This window comes from Pseudonocardia petroleophila, assembly GCF_014235185.1.
GTDB classification, from domain to species: Bacteria; Actinomycetota; Actinomycetes; order Mycobacteriales; family Pseudonocardiaceae; genus Pseudonocardia; species Pseudonocardia petroleophila.
On the sequence record NZ_CP060131.1, the window covers coordinates 4,106,365 to 4,121,609 of the forward strand.

Genomic DNA, 15,245 nt, shown 5'->3' on the forward strand with positions numbered 1-15,245 from the left:
CGAGGCGGTCGGGTCCGACGGCTCGGCGGGGCGCGATCGTCTCGTGCGTTGGCGGACTACGGGAGCTTGGACGCGAGGACGTCGGCCGCCAGGATCTCGGGTGCTGCGCCGAGGAGGTGCTGGTTGGACATCAGGGCTGCGACGATGGCGCCGTTGGCGTGGGCGTCGCGAGCGGCCTCGTCGGGGAATGCATCGAAGATCCAGAAGGTGTCGGCGTGGGTCCTAGCCGCGAACCAGACAATCGTTCCTACTTCTTCGTTGGCGAGTGCGACAGCGCCGGCGAGCAGATCGGCGAGCGCGTCGTGCTGTCCATCGGCCGCGACGATCTTGGCGACGAAGGCATACGGAAGTGATGCGGGTGTGGACATGAGGGGTTCTCCTTGACGTCGGGGTTCTTCGTGGGGCGAGTTCAGCGTACGACGAGCGAGGGCCGGTGGGGAGTGGCGTATACGGCAGTATTGCTATCGTTCGCGCCATGCGTATCGGACTGATCGCGATCGACGGCTGCTTCGGTTCGGCGGTCGCGTCGGTCATCGACATCGTGCGGGTGGCCGACGGAGCCCGCGGCGATGTCGACCCGCGGATCGACCCGATCGAACTCGCCATCCTCGGACCGAAACGGCGAGTGACCACGACGGCATCGATGACCCTGTCGGTGGACCACCCGCTGTCGGAGTCCGGAGAGTTCGACGTGGTCGTCGTCCCTGCGCTTGGAACCCTCACGGCCGCCGCGACCCACGACGCCCTCCAGAGCCGAGATGCTCGTTCGGTCATCGCCTCACTCGGGCGCCTCGACGACGCGACCACCCGGATCGCCGCGGCGTGCACCGGCGTGTTCGCCGTCGCCGAGACCGGACGGATGCATCATCGGCGGGCGACGACCAGCTGGTTCCTGGGGCCGGAGTTCCTGAAGCGCTATCCGACCGTCGCCCTCGATCTCGACACCATGGTCGTGGTCGACGGGAACCTCGTCACTGCCGGCGCCGCCTTCGCCCACATCGACCTCGCGCTCTCACTCGTGCGATCGATCAGCCCCGACCTGGCCCAACATGTCGCCAAGCTCCTCATCATCGACGAGCGCCCGTCGCAGGCGGCCTTCGTCGCCTATGAACATCTCCGGCACGAGGACCCGATCGTCGTCGAGTTCGAACGCTTCGTGCGCGTCCGCCTGGACGAACCGTTCAACGTCGCCTTCGTCGCGCAGTCGCTCGGCACCAGCCGGCGCACCCTCGAACGACGAGTCCGTGCGGCGCTCAACCTCACTCCGCTCGGCTTCGTCCAACGGCTTCGCATCGAACGAGCTCGGCACCTCTCAGCAACCACGGACCTCACCTCCGCCGAGATCGCGCGACGGGTCGGCTACGCGAACGCCGAGACTCTGCGCTCCCTCCTGCGCAGGGAACGACGCCGTTCCTGACCTATCGCCATGCCTGTAAAGCCGGTGTCCTAGCTGTACGGGAGTGTCAGATGAACGGTGTAACCGGTCGTGATGGCTAGCTTCCGTTGCTGGGAACGATACGTCCGGCGAAGGTGATCGCGAAGGCGTTCAGCGCCGGCTTCCAGCGCATCGCCCACCGGGCCCGGCCCTTCCCGGTCGGGTCGAGCGCTCGGGTGACCAGGTAGAGGCACTTGAGCGCGGCCTGCTCGGTCGGGAAGTGGCCGCGGGCCTTGACCGCGCGCCGGTAGCGGGCGTTGATCGACTCGATCGCGTTCGTGGAGCAGATGACCTTCCGGATCTCGACGTCGTAGTCGAGGAACGGCACGAACTCCGACCAAGGCGTTGCGCCACAACGCCACGATGGCCGGGTACTGCCCGCCCCAGGTCGCGGCGAACTCGGCGAACCGGTCCTCGGCGGCCGCCTCGGTGGGCGCGGTGTAGACCGGGCGCAGATCCCGCGCCATCTGTTCCCAGTAGCGGCGGGAGGCGTAGCGGAAGGTGTTGCGGATCAGGTGCAGCACACAGGCCTGGACCAGCGCGTGGGGCCACACGGTGGTGATCGACTCCGGGAGGCCTTTCAGGCCGTCGCAGACCACGATGCAGGCGTCGACCACGCCGCGGTTCTTGATCTCGGTCAGGACGTGGAGCCAGTACTTCGCGCCCTCGCCGCCGTCGCCGGCCCAGATCCCGAGGATGTCGCGGTGCCCGTCCACGGTGACGCCGATGACGACGTAGAAGGGCCGGTTGGTGACCTGGCCGTCGCGGACCTTGATGTGGATGGCGTCGATGAACAGCACCGGGTAGACCGCGTCGAGCGGACGCTGGGCCCATTCGCCCAACTCGTCGAGGACCTTGTCGGTGATCCGCGAGATCGTGTCCTTGGAGACCTTCGCGCCGTAGACCTCGTCGAAATGCGCCGCCACCTCCCCGGTGGTCAGGCCGCGGGCGGTCAGCGACAACACGATCTCGTCGATGCCGTCCAGACGCCGTTGGCGCTTGCGCACGATGACCGGGTCGAAGCTGGCGTCCCGGTCACGGGGCACCTCGATCTGCACCGGCCCGATCTCGGTCAGCACCGTCTTGACGCGAGTCCCGTTGCGGGAGTTGGGGTTCTCCTGCCCGGCCCGGTCGTGGCGGTCATAGCCCAGGTGCTCGGTCATCTCCGCCTCCAGTGCGGTCTCGAGCACCGTCTTCGTCAACCCGGTAAGCAGACCGCCCGGGCCGACAAGCTCCACCCCCTCGGCCCGGGCTGCTTCCACCAACTGCTGGGCGAGCTGCTGCTGATCAATCCGATCCGGCACAGGCTCGATCGTCTCGGTCATTGCTGATCCCTCCCCCGAGCTGCGCTCGGCGTGTCGGACCAGTTACACCGTTCGTCGGACAGTCCCAGCTGTACTGATCGGACAGGTTAGTCAATCTGGTGATCGGTGGGTGTCCGCCGCAGGCGGTGTGGGGTCGGTGATGGTCGTACTCGTGAATCCAGCCCGGTAGGGCTTTGCGGCGGTGGGTTTCGCTGGCGTAGAGCCGGCGGAACGCCCATCCCTCGACCAGGGTCCGATGGAACCGTTCGACCTTGCCGTTGGTCTGCGGGCGGTAGGGGCGGGTGCGGCGGTGGCGGATCTCAAGCTCGGCGCAGGCCTCGCGCCACAGGTGTGAGCGGTAGCAGGCGCCGTTGTCGGTCAGGACCGCCCGGACGGTGACGTGGCGGGCGGCGAACCAGGCCACTGCCCGGTGCAGCACGGCGACCGCGGTGGCGGCGGTTTCGTCGTCGCACATCTCGGTGTAAGCGACGCGGGAGTGGTCGTCCAGGACGGTGTGCAGGTAGCCGGTGCCCATCTTGGGATGGTGGTGACGGTTGCGCGGCTTGCCCGGGGTCGCGGCCCGATGACGCTTGCCTTGGGCGCGTCCGACGAAGCGCCATCCGCCGCCGTCGGGGATGTTGCCCAGCTTCTTCACATCCACGTGGGCCAGGTCGCCGGGGTGGGGATGTTCGTAGCGGCGCACAGGTTCCCCGGTGGCCCGGTCCAGGTGGGAGAGCCGGTTGATCCGGCACGAGGTCAGGATGCGGTGCACCGTGGAGGTCGACAGCCCCAGGATCGCGGCGATTCCGACCGGCCCCAGGCGTTGCTTCCAGCGCAGGTGCACGACCTTGCGCACCGCCGGGGCCGGCGTCGCGCAGGGTGAGTGGTGCGGGCGGGAGGACCGGTCTTGCATGCCGGCCTCGCCCTCGCAGGCGTACCGGTCGGCCCAGCGTTTCGCCGTCGGCCAGGACACCTGGAACCGTTCCGCAGCCCGGGCGACGGGCCAGTCCTGCTCGACGACCAGCTTCCCCAGCCGTAGTCGTGCGGTCGGGGTCAGCGCGGCGTTAGCGTGCACGGTGAGGACCTCCTGGGTCGTGGTGTGGGTGCCGTCAGACAGCTCCACACCACCCCAGGGGGTCCTCACCTATCAAGATCAGTCAGACCGTGTCGTCACACGACCTCGACCAACGTCTCCGATCAGTACACCTAGCGCTCGGTTGGAACCACCGGGACTGCCCAGACTTTGGTTGACCCAGTTTCGGTAGGTGGGTCAGGCTGCGTGGGCGGTGTTGAGCAGTGTCTCGAACTCGATCGGGGTCAGTCGTCCGAGGCCTTGTTGGCGGCGTCGGCGGTTGTAGGTGGTCTCGATCCAGGACACGATCGCCAGCCGCAGCTCGGCGCGGGTGGCCCAGCGTCTGCGGTTCAGGACGTTCTTTTGCAGCAAGCTGAAGAACGACTCCATTGCGGCGTTGTCGGCACAGGTTCCGACGCGACCCATCGAGCCGCGTAGTCGGGCGGCGCGGAGTTCGCGCTGGTAGGCGTGTGACCGGAATTGGCTGCCTCGGTCGGAGTGCACGATCGTCGCCGCCGAGGTTCCGCGCAGCGCCACCGCGTTGCGCAGCGCGGTGACCGCCAGCGCGGAGGTCATACGAGCGTCGATCGAGTAGCCCACGATCCGCTTGGAACAGGCGTCTTTGATCGCGCAGAGATAGATCTTGCCCTCGCCGGTGGGGTGCTCGGTGATGTCGGTCAGCCACAGCTGGTTCGGTCGCGCCGCGGTGAACTCGCGTCGCACGAGGTCATCGTGCACCGGTGGTCCGGGCCGGCGCTGGCGGCCGCGTCGGCGGGCGTGAGTCGACCACAGCTGCTGCAGCGTGCACAGCCGGCTGACTCGATTGCGCGAGGCTGCCCAGCCCTGCGCAGCGAGTTCGTCGGCGATGAACCGGTAGCCGAACTCGGGGTCGTCGTGGTGGACATCGATCGCGGCGTTGATCAGATAAGCGTCGTCGTAGTCACGATCGCTGACCGGCTTTGCTTTCCACTGGTAGAAGGCCTGTTTGGAGAAACCCAGCACCCGGCAGGTCACCGCGACCGGGATCTTGTCGTCGGCGAGGTCGAGGACCAGCGGGTACATCATTTTGGGAGGACGTCGCGGGCGAAGTAGGCCGTCGCGCGGCGCAGGATCTCGTTCTCCTGCTCGAGCTGCTTGGTCCGGCGGCGCAGCTCGCGGTTCTCGGCCTCTAGATCACCCGAGCGGCTGCCGTGGGCCGGAGCCGAGGACGAGGCGGCCTGGGCAGGCAGGCCGTTCTCGCGGTCGGCGATCCTCAACCATCGGTTCAGACACGACTCTGAGATCCCGAAGCTGCGCGCGACCTGGGCCATCGACTGGTCGCCCTGACGGGCGACCGCGATCACATCACGTCGGAACTCGGCCGGGAACGGCTTGGGCACGATGACGATCCTTCCAGCGAGGACCACGTCCTCACAGGTCAGGAGTCAACCGAACCCTGGGCAGTCCCACCTCTCAGCACGTCGCGTCGACGCTCCTGCGTCGCCCCTGGACGACCCACTCGACACGCCCGCAGCACAGGCCATGTGACGTGCCCCGGCTTCCCGGACGGTCGGGGTTGGGTGGCTGTGATGTCGCTGCGTTCTCGTCGAGGGGGTCAGCAGACCCGATCAGGGTCGATTGGGATGAGCCGCGAAGGCGGTCAGGTCAGGGCGGCCGAAGCCGGCCGGCGGGGTAGCGTCGGACACGTCGAGGTCTTTCGGATGGATGGCGTAGGAACCTCCGTCGTCGGGAGACCTCGACGTCTATCTGCGGAACGACGCGCCCGGCCGACCTACACCCTCATCTGGGAAGAGCCCGGAAACGGCGGCGGCGGTAACAACGGCGGCGGCGGAAACGGCAGCGGTAGCAACGGCGGCGGTAGCAACGGCGGCGGCGGTGACGACGGCACCGGCGGCGATGACGACGGGACCGGCGGCGATGATGACGGCACCGGCGGCGATGATGACGGCACCGGCGGCGATGACGACGGGACCGACCCGGATGACGGCGGCGGGACCGACCCGACGACGGCACCGACCCCGGTGACGGCACCGACCCCGGTGACGACGACGGGGCACCGATCCCGGCGACGGCGAGCCGGCCTACGTGGCCTGCGTGGTGAGCGTGGGCGTGACGCAGACCGCGACCACGGTGACCGGGACGTCCGCCAACGACACCATCGACTGCACCAACGCCACCGGCGGCAAGACGATCACCGGCGGCGACGGCAACGACACCATCACCGGCACGGTCTACGACGACGACATCAGCGGGGGCGCCGGCAACGACACCCTCACCGGTGGGCCGGGCGAGGACACGATCAACCCCGGTGAGGGCGAGGACACGGTGACCCTGTCCGACCAGGCGCCGAACCCGTTCCCGGGTGCGGCCCGGGCCGCGGCCCGCACCGCCGCTCCGATCGGGGCGCCGCTCGTCGACGCCTCGACCGACGCGCCGGCGGCGACCGAGCCTGCGGCGGACGCACCGGCCGCAGAGCCGGTCCCGGACGTGGCACCCGCCACGGACGACACGGCGATCGGGACACCGGAGCCCACCGTGGCCCCGGAGCCCCTCGAGGTCCCGGCCGTCGAAGAGGTGCAGGGCCCGGACGTGGCTCCCGCCACGGACGACGCGCCCGCACCTGTCGAGGCACCTGCGCCGGACGACTCACCGGCCCCGGCCGAGTCCCCGGCCCCGGCTGAGTCCCCGGTCCCGGACGAGTCCCCGGTCCCGGACGAGTCCCCGGCGACGGCACCGTCCACGGACGAGGCCGTCACCCCGGCCGAGGACGAGGTGGCCGTCGCCCCCGAGGAGGAGGCGGACACCGCCACCGAGGACGAGGACGTGCAGGTCGAGACCGACCAGGTCGAGACCGTGCAGGACGAGTCCGGCCAGGACGACGACATCTAGCACCGGGCCGGCGTCCACCGCCGGTGCACGACGGCACCGCGGCTCCGACCCCCGCACAGGGGGCCGGGGCCGCAGTGCTGTGCGACGTCCCGAGGTTCCGGAGTCCGAACAGGGCGGTTTCGGCTACGTCGACCTCGACGGCGACGGCCACACCGCGACCACCCGGCTCGACTCGAACGGCGACGGTGAGCCGGACACGGTCCCGGTCGACGTCGACGGGGACTTCGCCGACGACGTGGCGGCGTCCGGCAACACCCCCGGTCGTCGCCCCGCAGTCCTGAGGCCGATCACCCCCGGCCGACCGATCCGGTCGGCCAGGTGGTGCGGTGGTCGGCCAGCTCGAGGATCGCCCGCGCGTCGTCGACCGGCGGGTAGATCCACTCGGAGTTGACCGTCTGCTTGGTCTTCTTGGCCTCGGCGCCGGTCTGCGCGACCGCCCGGTCCCAGCCCAGGCTCAGGACCGCGCCGTAGGGGCCCAGGTCCAGGCAGGTCACGTAGGGGTCCGGGGCGAACGGGACCCGGGGGAGACCCAGGAGGTCGGCCGCGACGTTGGCGCCGGCGAACTTCCCCTGCGGCACGGCGTGCTGGCAGCTCTGCATCACCACGTGCCCGTCCTCGAGGGTCGCGGCCGCGGTGTCGCCCGCGGCGTACACCCCGTCGACCCCGGTGACGCGGAAGTGCTCGTCGACCTCGAGGCGGCCGAGGGCGTCGCGGGGGCCGGGGACGAGCTCGGTGAGGGTGCTGGCGCGCATGCCCGCGGTCCAGACCACGGTGCGGGTCGGGATCACGGTGCCGTCGGACAGGGTCGCGCTCGCGTCGTCGAGCGACGCCAGCGAGGTGCCGAGAGCGACCTCGACGCCGGCGTGCCCCAGCGCGGCGAGGATCTCCGGGCGCGGGCCGGGGCCCAGCTCCGGGCCGACGGCGTCGGCGCGCTCGACGAGCACCACCCGCACGGGCTCCCCTCCGGCGACCTCGCGCAGCCGGGCCGGCAGCTCGGTGACGATCTCGATGCCGGTGAACCCGCCGCCGACGACCACCGCGGTGAACCGCTCGGCCCCGTCCGGCCGGCCCGCGAGCCGCCCGATGTGCGACGCGAGGCGGGCCGCGGCGGGCATGGTGTCGACGTCGAACAGGTGCTCCGCGCCCTGCACCGGCGGCGTCAGCACCCGGGAGCCCGCGGCGAGGACGAGGCGGTCGTAGGACAGCTCCAGCGGCGAGCCGTCGCGGCCTAGCGCGGCGACGGCGCGTCCGTCGGTGTCGATGCCGGTGACGGTCGCGGCGATCCGGCGGACGCCGATCGGGCCGAGCACCCGGTCGAGCGCGACCCGCATGCGCTCCGGGTCCGCCTCGTACAGGCGCGGGCGGATGACCAGGTCGTCACCGGGGGCGACCAGGGTCACCCGCACCGCCTCCTCGGGCGCCCCGGCCCGCCGTCGCGCACGGACCGCTGCCGCTGCGGCCCAGACCCCCGCGAAACCGCCACCGATGATCAGGACATCAGACATCCGGAATCTCCCTCCACGTCGGGCGCGTCGGTGCGCCCCGTGCTCGCGCCGGTCAGTCCACCGGCTGACGTCCGTACGCCCGTCGGGTCGCGTCGCGGGCGCCGGGGGCGTGGCGGTCGGCCTCGTCCCGGACGTCGGCGACCGTCTGCCCGGCCAGCTCGCGCCGCCACGCGAGCTCGGCCCGGCGCATCGACGCACTGATCGCGCACGGTGCGTCGAACGCGGACCGCGGCAGGTCCCCGCCCACTCCCTGCTGCCGGATCTCGGTGCAGCGGAAGGCGTCCTGCGTGCCCTCGACGGCGACCACGACGTCCATCAGGCTGATCGACGCGGCCGGCCGCGCCAGCCGGAACCCACCCCGCGCCCCGGGCGTCGACTCGAGGATCCCGGCCCGGGCCAGCGCCTGGAGCTGCTTGTTCAGGTACGGCGCCGGGAGGTCGTGCCCGGTCGCCAGCTGTGCCACGGTGACCGGCTCCTCGTCGTCGAGCCAGGCCAGCGTCAGGAGCACGTGCAGCGTCCACTCGACACCCTGACCCATGCGCACGACGAAACCGTACAACCTGGATACGTGATGTCAAGAAAACGTCGTTCGTCACATCCGACCCGTACGGTCGTCCCTCATGTCGGACTCCGCCGCCGAGGCCACCCTCGATCGCCACGAGCTCAAGCGGTCCATCACGGCCAAGCAGCTCTACTTCTACGTGGTCGGGGACGTGCTCGGCTCGGGCATCTACGTCCTGATCGGCCTGGTGGCCGCGGCCGTCGGGGGCGCGTTCTGGATCGCGTTCCTGGCCGGGGTCGCGGTCGCGACCGTCACCGGCCTCGCCTACGCCGAGCTGGTCACCAAGTACCCGCAGGCCGCGGGCGCCTCCCTCTACGTCAACAAGGCGTTCCGGTCGCCGGTGCTCACGTTCTTCATCACCATCTGCATGCTGTCGGCCAACATGGCCGCCGTCGGCTCGCTGGCGTCGGGCTTCGTCCGCTACTTCGCCGGGGTCGTGGGGCTGCCGGAGGACGCGATCATCCCGACGATGCTGATCGCGCTGGCCTTCGTCACCCTGATCACGCTGATCAACCTGATCGGGATCAGCGAGTCCGTCGTGGCGAACGTGGTCATGACGTTCATCGAGCTGAGCGGCCTGGTCATCGTCATGGTCATCGGGCTGGTCGCGCTGTTCACCGGCATCGGCGACCCGTCGGTGCTCACGCAGTTCAGCGTCGAGGGCGGCGCGGGCAGCCAGGCGATCGCGGTCGTGGCGGGCGTGTCGCTCGCGTTCTTCGCCATGACCGGGTTCGAGAACGCCGCCAACGTCGCCGAGGAGACGATCGACCCGTCGCGGGCGTTCCCGCGGGCGCTGATCGGCGGCATGCTCACCGCCGGGGTGGTCTACGTCCTGGTCTCGCTGTCGGCCGCGCTGGCCGTGCCGATCGAGACCCTGTCCGGCAACACGCTGCTCGAGGTGGTCCGGGCGGGGATCCTGCCGATCTCGGTGGGCGTCATGCTGGTCGTGTTCGGCCTCATCGCGATGATCGCGATCAGCAACACCGCGCTGGTCACCGTCGTCGCCCAGTCCCGGATCCTCTACGGCATGGCCCGCGAGAACGTGGTGCCCGGCGTGTTCTCCACGGTGCACCCCACCCGGCGCAGCCCGTACGTGGCGCTGCTGTTCGGAGCCGCGGTCGTGGGCACGCTGCTGGTGATCGGCGCGCTGATCCAGCTCGGCGGCTCCGACCTCGACATCGTCGACCGCCTGGCCACCATCACCGTGGTGTTCCTGCTGTTCATCTACGCGCTGGTGATCGTCGCCTGCCTGAAGCTGCGCGGGCAGGACGAGACGCCGGACACCTACCGCGCCAACACGCCGCTGCTCGTCCTCGGGATCGTCGGCAACCTGGTCGTCCTCGTCTACACCGTCCTCGACGACCCGGGTTCGCTGCTGTGGGTGGCCGGGCTGCTCGCCGTCGGCCTGGTCCTGTTCCTGGTCCAGCGCTACACCGGCGGCCGGCGGACCCCCGTCGTCACCCCCACGACCGACAAGGAGCTCTGAGCCGTGCACGTGATCGTGGCGACCGACGGGTCCCCGGCCTCCCTGGTGGGGGCGGAGCAGTTCCAGTGGATCGCGGACTCCCGCGAGATCACCGACGTCACCGTGGTGGCCGTCGTCAGCCCGTACGCCGCGGTGCCGTTCGCCAACGAGCTGACCGGGCGGCGCAACACCGAGCCGACCGACTTCAGCTTCCAGGCCGAGGCCGAGGCCGCCGTCGACGTCGTGGCCGCCGTGTTCGACGGCTGGGGACCGGTGATCCACAAGCAGGTGCGCAGCGGCTCGCCCGCCACGGAGATCGTGCGTGCGGCGGAGGAGGCCGGCGCCGACCTCATCTCGCTGGCGGCCGGCGGCCGCGGGCTCACCTCGACCATCCTGCTGGGCAGCACCGCCTCGCGGGTGCAGCACTCCGCGCCGTGCCCGGTGCTGGTGTGCCGGCCGAGGCGCCCGGCGGGCACCTGAGACCGGGGCTCCCGGGAGCGCCCCTCAGTCCGGCGGCCCGAGCTCGGGGAGTCCGGTGGCCCGGACCCGCCGCAGCGCGTCGAGCCCGGCGGCGACGACGGGCCGCCCGGCCGAGCCCGCGCGGATCGCGGTCAGGACGTGCCGGACCGGGGCGCCCGCCCCGGTGACCGGGATGCGGCGGGTGTCGTGCCGGGCGGGCAGGGCGGCCAGGCGCGGGACGAGCGCGACGCCGAACCCGGCGGCGACGAGCGCCGCGCCGGTGTCCCACTCGTCGGCGTGGTGGGCGACGACCGGCTGGAAGCCCGCACCGGCGCAGGCCGTCGTGACCAGGCGGTGGTAGCTGCGCCCCGGCGTCCCCACGATCCACGGGTCGTCGGCGACCTCGGCCAGCGCGACGGCGGCGCGGCCGGCCAGCGGGTGGTCCGGCCCGACGAGGATGTCGAGCGGCTCGGTGCAGAGGGGGTGCTGCTCGAAGGCGGCGTCGGACCGCGGGGGGATGTCCGGGGTCGCGACCAGGACGGCGACGTCGACCGCACCCGCGGCCAGCAGGTCGAAGGCCACCGCGGGCTCGGCCTCGCGCAGGTGCAGCCCCAGGCCGGGGTGGTCGCGGCGCAGCAGGGTCAGCGCCCGCGGGGCGACGACCGCGGCCGCGGTGGAGAACCCGCACAGCCGCAGCGTGCCGGTGAGCCCCCCGCTGCGGTGCGCCTCGAGATCGGCCTGCGCCCGTTCCCAGGCGGCGGTGAGCGCGGCGGTGTGCTCCAGGAGGGTGTGCGCGGCGGCGGTGAGCCGCACGGTGCGCCCGACCGGCTCGAGGAGGACGACGTCGAGCTCGCGGGCGAGCGCCTGCATCTGGTGCGACACGGCCGACGGGGTCAGCAGGCAGACCCGGGCCGCCGCGGTGACGGTCCCGTGGCGCGCGATCGCCTGCAGGACCGGGAGCCGTCGGTCGATCATGTACGGAACGTACAAGGTCTGGTGCGTGAACCGGAGATGGACGTGCACGGTCACGGCCCCGACACTCGGCGGGAGGGCGGCGACGGGAGCGGGACGTGGAGACCTACGGGGCGATCGTCGTGGGGTGCGGAGGGCTGGGGTCCGCGGCGCTGCACCGGCTGGCCCGCGAGCTCGGGCCGCGGGTGCTGGGTCTGGAGCAGTTCGGGCTGGGCCACGACCGCGGTGCCTCCCAGGACCACTCCCGGATCATCCGGCTCGTCCAGCACCAGCCGCAGTACGCGGCGCTGGCGCGCCCGGCCTACGCGGCGTGGGCGGAGGTCGAGGAGGAGTCGGGGCAGACGCTCGTGACCCGCACCGGCGGCCTGGTGATCGAGGACCGCGCGGCGCGCCGGGGCGTCGACTCCGGTACGCGCAACATCGAGGGCTACACCGACGTGCTCGCCCGGTACGGCGTCGACCACGAGGTCCTCGACGCGGCAGGGATCACGGCCCGGTGGCCGCAGTTCCGACTCGACGGCGGCGAGGTCGCGCTCCACCAGTCCGAGTCGGGCATCGTCGACGCCGCCCGCGCCAACGCCGTGCACGTCGCGCTGGCGCGGGCCCACGGCGCGACCGTCCGCGAGCACGCCGCCGTCCGGTCCGTGCGTCCGGACGGCGCCGGGGTGGTGGTGGAGACCGACGAGCAGACGTTCCTCGCCGACCGGGTGGTCGTCACCGCGGACGCGTGGACCAACCGGGTGCTGCGCGGCTGCGGGGTGCACCTGCCGCTGACCGTGACCCAGGAGCAGGTCACCTACTACGCCACGCCGCACCTGGCCGAGTTCTCCCCGGCCCGGTTCCCGGTGTTCATGTGGCACGGCGAGCACAACTTCTACGGCTTCCCCGTGTACGGCGAGGTCGCCACGAAGCTCGGGCAGCACATGGGCGGGCCCGAGACCACCGCCGAGGACCGCACGTTCGAGCCCGATCCGGTGCGCCGCGCGCGCTACGGCCGGTTCGTCGATCAGCACCTCCCGCGGTTCGGCGGGCCGGAGCTGTACACGCGGACCTGCCTCTACACCGTGCCGCCGGACCAGGACTTCGTGCTCGACACGGTCCCGGACCACCCGCAGGTGGCGGTCGCCGTCGGCGCCGGGCACGCGTACAAGTTCGCGGCGCTGATCGGCGGCCTGCTCGCCGACCTCGCGCTGGACCGGGCGCCGGCCCACCCGATCGACGCCTTCTCCCTCACCCGGCCCGCGCTGACCGACCCGGCCTTCGTGACGGCGTTCCATGTCTGACCCCCACGCCGGGCTGCCGGCCCGACCCGTCGACCCCGCACGGTTCACCGACGAGTCGCTCTACGCCGCGACCCGGCTGCCCGTCGAGTCGGCCGCGACCCTGCTCCCCGACGCCTACACCAGCCCGGAGTTCCTCGCACTGGAGCAGGAGCGGGTGTTCGCGACCGGGTGGGTCGCCGTCGGCTGCACCGCAGACGTGGCGGCGCCGGGCGCGTGCCTCGTCGTCGAGGTCGCGGGGCGCTCGGTGATCGTCACCCGCAATCGGGACGGCGCGCTGCGCGCGTTCCACAACGTCTGCCGGCACCGCGCGACCGCCCTGCTGCCGCCCGGGGCCGGGCACGTCGGCCGGGGCGACCGGATCCGCTGCCCCTACCACTCCTGGGCCTACGACCTCGACGGTGCGTGCCTGGGCACGCCGCTGTTCGAGGGCTCCGACGTCCCGGCCGGGCAGGAGCCGGTCTTCGACACCGCCCCCGCCCGGGCCTTCGACCGCGCCGACCACGGCCTGCTCCCGGTCGCCGTCGACAGCTGGGGCTTCCTGCTCGTCGTCAGCCTGGACCCCGACCCGGGCCCGCTCGTCGAACAGCTCGGTGACCTGCCGCAGCGCTTCGCCTCCTACGACCTGGAGCGGTGGGTGCCGCAGCGCCGCCGGACCTACGAGGTCGCGGCGAACTGGAAGCTCGTCGGCGAGAACTTCATGGAGTACTACCACCTGCCCTGGGTGCACCCGGAGCTGAGCCGGGTCTCGAGGTTCTCCGACCACTACCGGTGGCAGGGCCCGGGGATGTACACGGGCATGTGCACGACCCCGGTCTCGCGCAACAGCGACGCCGGCGGCTGGGACGGGCTGCGCCCGGTCGGCGGCCTGACCGGGGAGGACGCCGACAGCGGCCGGTTCGTGTGGCTCTTCCCGAGCACCGCGCTGAGCGTGCTGCCCAACCACGCCTTCGTGCTGTTCACCCGCCCGGCCGCGCCGGGGCGGACGGTCGAGACGGCGGTGCTCCTGGCGCACCCCGACTCCCTGGACGACCCCGACCACGAGGCCGGCCTGGACGCGCTCGCGGAGTTCTGGGACCTGGTCAACCGCCAGGACCTCGAGATCGTCGAACGCGTCCAGCAGGGGATCGCGAACCCCGCCTACCGCGGTGGGCGCCTGTGCTACCGGTTCGAGGAACCGCTGCACCGCTTCCAGAACATGGTCGTCGACCGGGTGGTGGGCCGGCACCGGATCCCGCCGGGGGACGAGACCCGCACGGCCCGGATGTTCCCGGACCCCGTCAGCGCCAGCCCAGCTCCGGGGCCAGGTGGGTGAGGACCGCCTCCACCACGTGGGCGTTGTAGTCCACGCCCAGCTGGGTCGGCACGGTGAGCAGCAGCGTGTCGGCGGCGGCGATCGCCTCGTCCTCGGCCAGCTCGTCGACCAGCTTGTCCGGCTCGCCCGCGTAGGTCCTTCCGAAGCGGGCGTTGCCGCCGTCGAGGAACCCGACCTGGTCGGTGCTGTGGCGCTCGCGCCAGAACAGCTGCTTGTCGAGGTCGTCGACGATCGGGAAGATGCTGCGGCTCACCGACACCCGGGGCGCGCGGTCGTGGCCCGCGTCGGCCCAGGCGTCGCGGAAGCGCCGGATCTGCTCGGCCTGCAGCTGGTGGAAGGGCACGCCGGTGTCCTCGGAGAGCAGCGTCGAGCTCATCAGGTTCATGCCCTGGCGCGCGGTCCACTCGGCCGTCGCGCGCGTGCCGGCGCCCCACCAGATCCGGTCGCGCAGACCGGGGGACTGCGGCTCGATGCGCAGCAGGCCCGGGGGGTTGGGGAACATCGGGCGCGGGTTCGGCCGCGCGAAGGCCTCGCCCTGGATGACCTCGAGGAACCGGCTGGTGTGCCGGCGGGCCATGTCGGCGTCGGTCTCGCCCTCGGCCGGCTCGTGGCCGAAGTGGCGGAACCCGTCGACGACCTGCTCGGGCGATCCCCGGCTGATCCCGAGGTGGAGCCTGCCGCCGGAGATGAGGTCGGCCGCGGCGGCGTCCTCGGCCATGTAGAGCGGGTTCTCGTAGCGCATGTCGATGATGCCGGTGCCCAGCTCGATCCGGCTGGTGCGGGCCCCGGCCGCGGCGAGCAGCGGGAACGGCGACGCCAGCTGCTGCGCGAAGTGGTGGACCCGGAAGTACGCCCCGTCTGCGCCCAGCTCCTCCGCGGCGACCGCGAGCTCGATGGACTGCAGCAGCGCGTCACCGCCGGACCGCACCATCGAGTGCGGCGAGTCCGACCAGTGCCCGAAGGAGAGGAAACCGATGTTCTTCACCT

General features: G+C 71.8%; 13 protein-coding genes and 1 pseudogene. 6 read left to right on the forward strand and 8 right to left on the reverse strand.

Annotated elements, in window-relative coordinates:
• Positions 1 to 56: 56 nt before the first annotated feature.
• Positions 57 to 368 carry a putative quinol monooxygenase gene (locus H6H00_RS20450; RefSeq protein ID WP_185717351.1) on the reverse strand — a complete coding sequence of 104 codons (312 nt, stop codon included), beginning with the start codon at positions 366 to 368 and terminating at the stop codon, positions 57 to 59.
• Positions 369 to 475: 107 nt separating this feature from the next.
• Here H6H00_RS20450 and H6H00_RS20455 point away from each other — a divergent pair, with 107 nt between their 5' ends.
• Positions 476 to 1,417, forward strand: a complete 942-nt coding sequence (locus H6H00_RS20455) for a GlxA family transcriptional regulator (RefSeq protein WP_185717352.1) — start codon at positions 476 to 478, stop codon at positions 1,415 to 1,417.
• A 76-nt stretch (positions 1,418 to 1,493) separates the two neighbouring features.
• Here H6H00_RS20455 and H6H00_RS20460 read toward each other — a convergent pair.
• The 3 genes and pseudogenes from H6H00_RS20460 to H6H00_RS20470 all read right to left on the reverse strand — a co-directional run bounded on the left by H6H00_RS20460 (position 1,494) and on the right by H6H00_RS20470 (position 5,190).
• Positions 1,494 to 2,760: pseudogene (locus H6H00_RS20460) on the reverse strand (IS256 family transposase).
• Entirely contained in the window at positions 2,723 to 3,814 is a 1,092-nt protein-coding gene (locus H6H00_RS20465) for an IS481 family transposase (protein ID WP_255425850.1), read from the reverse strand. The pseudogene H6H00_RS20460 and the gene H6H00_RS20465 overlap by 38 nt, the downstream one beginning before the upstream one ends.
• Before the next feature lie 195 nt (positions 3,815 to 4,009).
• A protein-coding gene (locus tag H6H00_RS20470) for an IS3 family transposase (RefSeq protein ID WP_185717353.1) occupies positions 4,010 to 5,190 on the reverse strand; the annotation gives its coding sequence in 2 pieces (ribosomal slippage) (positions 4,010 to 4,884 and positions 4,884 to 5,190; 1,182 coding nt in all).
• A gap of 730 nt (positions 5,191 to 5,920) precedes the next feature.
• Between H6H00_RS20470 and H6H00_RS32695 the strand changes: the two genes are divergently transcribed.
• On the forward strand, positions 5,921 to 6,700 hold the full coding sequence (locus H6H00_RS32695; RefSeq protein WP_185717354.1) for a hypothetical protein: 780 nt from the start codon (positions 5,921 to 5,923) through the stop codon (positions 6,698 to 6,700).
• Between the two features lie 287 nt (positions 6,701 to 6,987).
• Here the strand turns inward: H6H00_RS32695 and H6H00_RS20480 are convergent, their stop codons facing one another.
• A complete protein-coding gene (locus H6H00_RS20480) occupies positions 6,988 to 8,205 on the reverse strand; it encodes an NAD(P)/FAD-dependent oxidoreductase (RefSeq protein ID WP_185717355.1) in 1,218 nt (405 codons plus the stop codon).
• 52 nt (positions 8,206 to 8,257) lie between these two features.
• Positions 8,258 to 8,749 carry an RrF2 family transcriptional regulator gene (locus tag H6H00_RS20485; protein ID WP_221775607.1) on the reverse strand — a complete coding sequence of 164 codons (492 nt, stop codon included), beginning with the start codon at positions 8,747 to 8,749 and terminating at the stop codon, positions 8,258 to 8,260.
• A 76-nt stretch (positions 8,750 to 8,825) separates the two neighbouring features.
• Between H6H00_RS20485 and H6H00_RS20490 the strand changes: the two genes are divergently transcribed.
• Entirely contained in the window at positions 8,826 to 10,253 is a 1,428-nt protein-coding gene (locus tag H6H00_RS20490; RefSeq protein ID WP_185717356.1) for an APC family permease, read from the forward strand.
• A 3-nt stretch (positions 10,254 to 10,256) separates the two neighbouring features.
• Positions 10,257 to 10,712, forward strand: a complete 456-nt coding sequence (locus H6H00_RS20495) for a universal stress protein (RefSeq protein ID WP_185717357.1) — start codon at positions 10,257 to 10,259, stop codon at positions 10,710 to 10,712.
• Positions 10,713 to 10,736: 24 nt separating this feature from the next.
• On the opposite strand, the gene H6H00_RS20500 is transcribed toward H6H00_RS20495, so the two are convergent.
• A complete protein-coding gene (locus tag H6H00_RS20500) occupies positions 10,737 to 11,666 on the reverse strand; it encodes a LysR family transcriptional regulator (RefSeq protein ID WP_185717358.1) in 930 nt (309 codons plus the stop codon).
• 95 nt (positions 11,667 to 11,761) lie between these two features.
• Between H6H00_RS20500 and solA the strand changes: the two genes are divergently transcribed.
• Complete coding sequence (gene solA / locus H6H00_RS20505; RefSeq protein WP_185717359.1) at positions 11,762 to 12,946, forward strand: N-methyl-L-tryptophan oxidase; 1,185 nt, start codon at positions 11,762 to 11,764, stop codon at positions 12,944 to 12,946.
• On the forward strand, positions 12,939 to 14,258 hold the full coding sequence (locus tag H6H00_RS20510; protein WP_185717360.1) for an aromatic ring-hydroxylating oxygenase subunit alpha: 1,320 nt from the start codon (positions 12,939 to 12,941) through the stop codon (positions 14,256 to 14,258). The genes solA and H6H00_RS20510 overlap by 8 nt, the downstream gene beginning before the upstream one ends.
• On the opposite strand, the gene H6H00_RS20515 is transcribed toward H6H00_RS20510, so the two are convergent.
• Positions 14,224 to 15,243: an LLM class flavin-dependent oxidoreductase gene (locus H6H00_RS20515; protein ID WP_185717361.1), complete on the reverse strand. Its 1,020-nt coding sequence runs from the start codon at positions 15,241 to 15,243 to the stop codon at positions 14,224 to 14,226. The two genes, H6H00_RS20510 and H6H00_RS20515, sit on opposite strands and share 35 nt — an antisense overlap.
• Positions 15,244 to 15,245 lie beyond the last annotated feature (2 nt).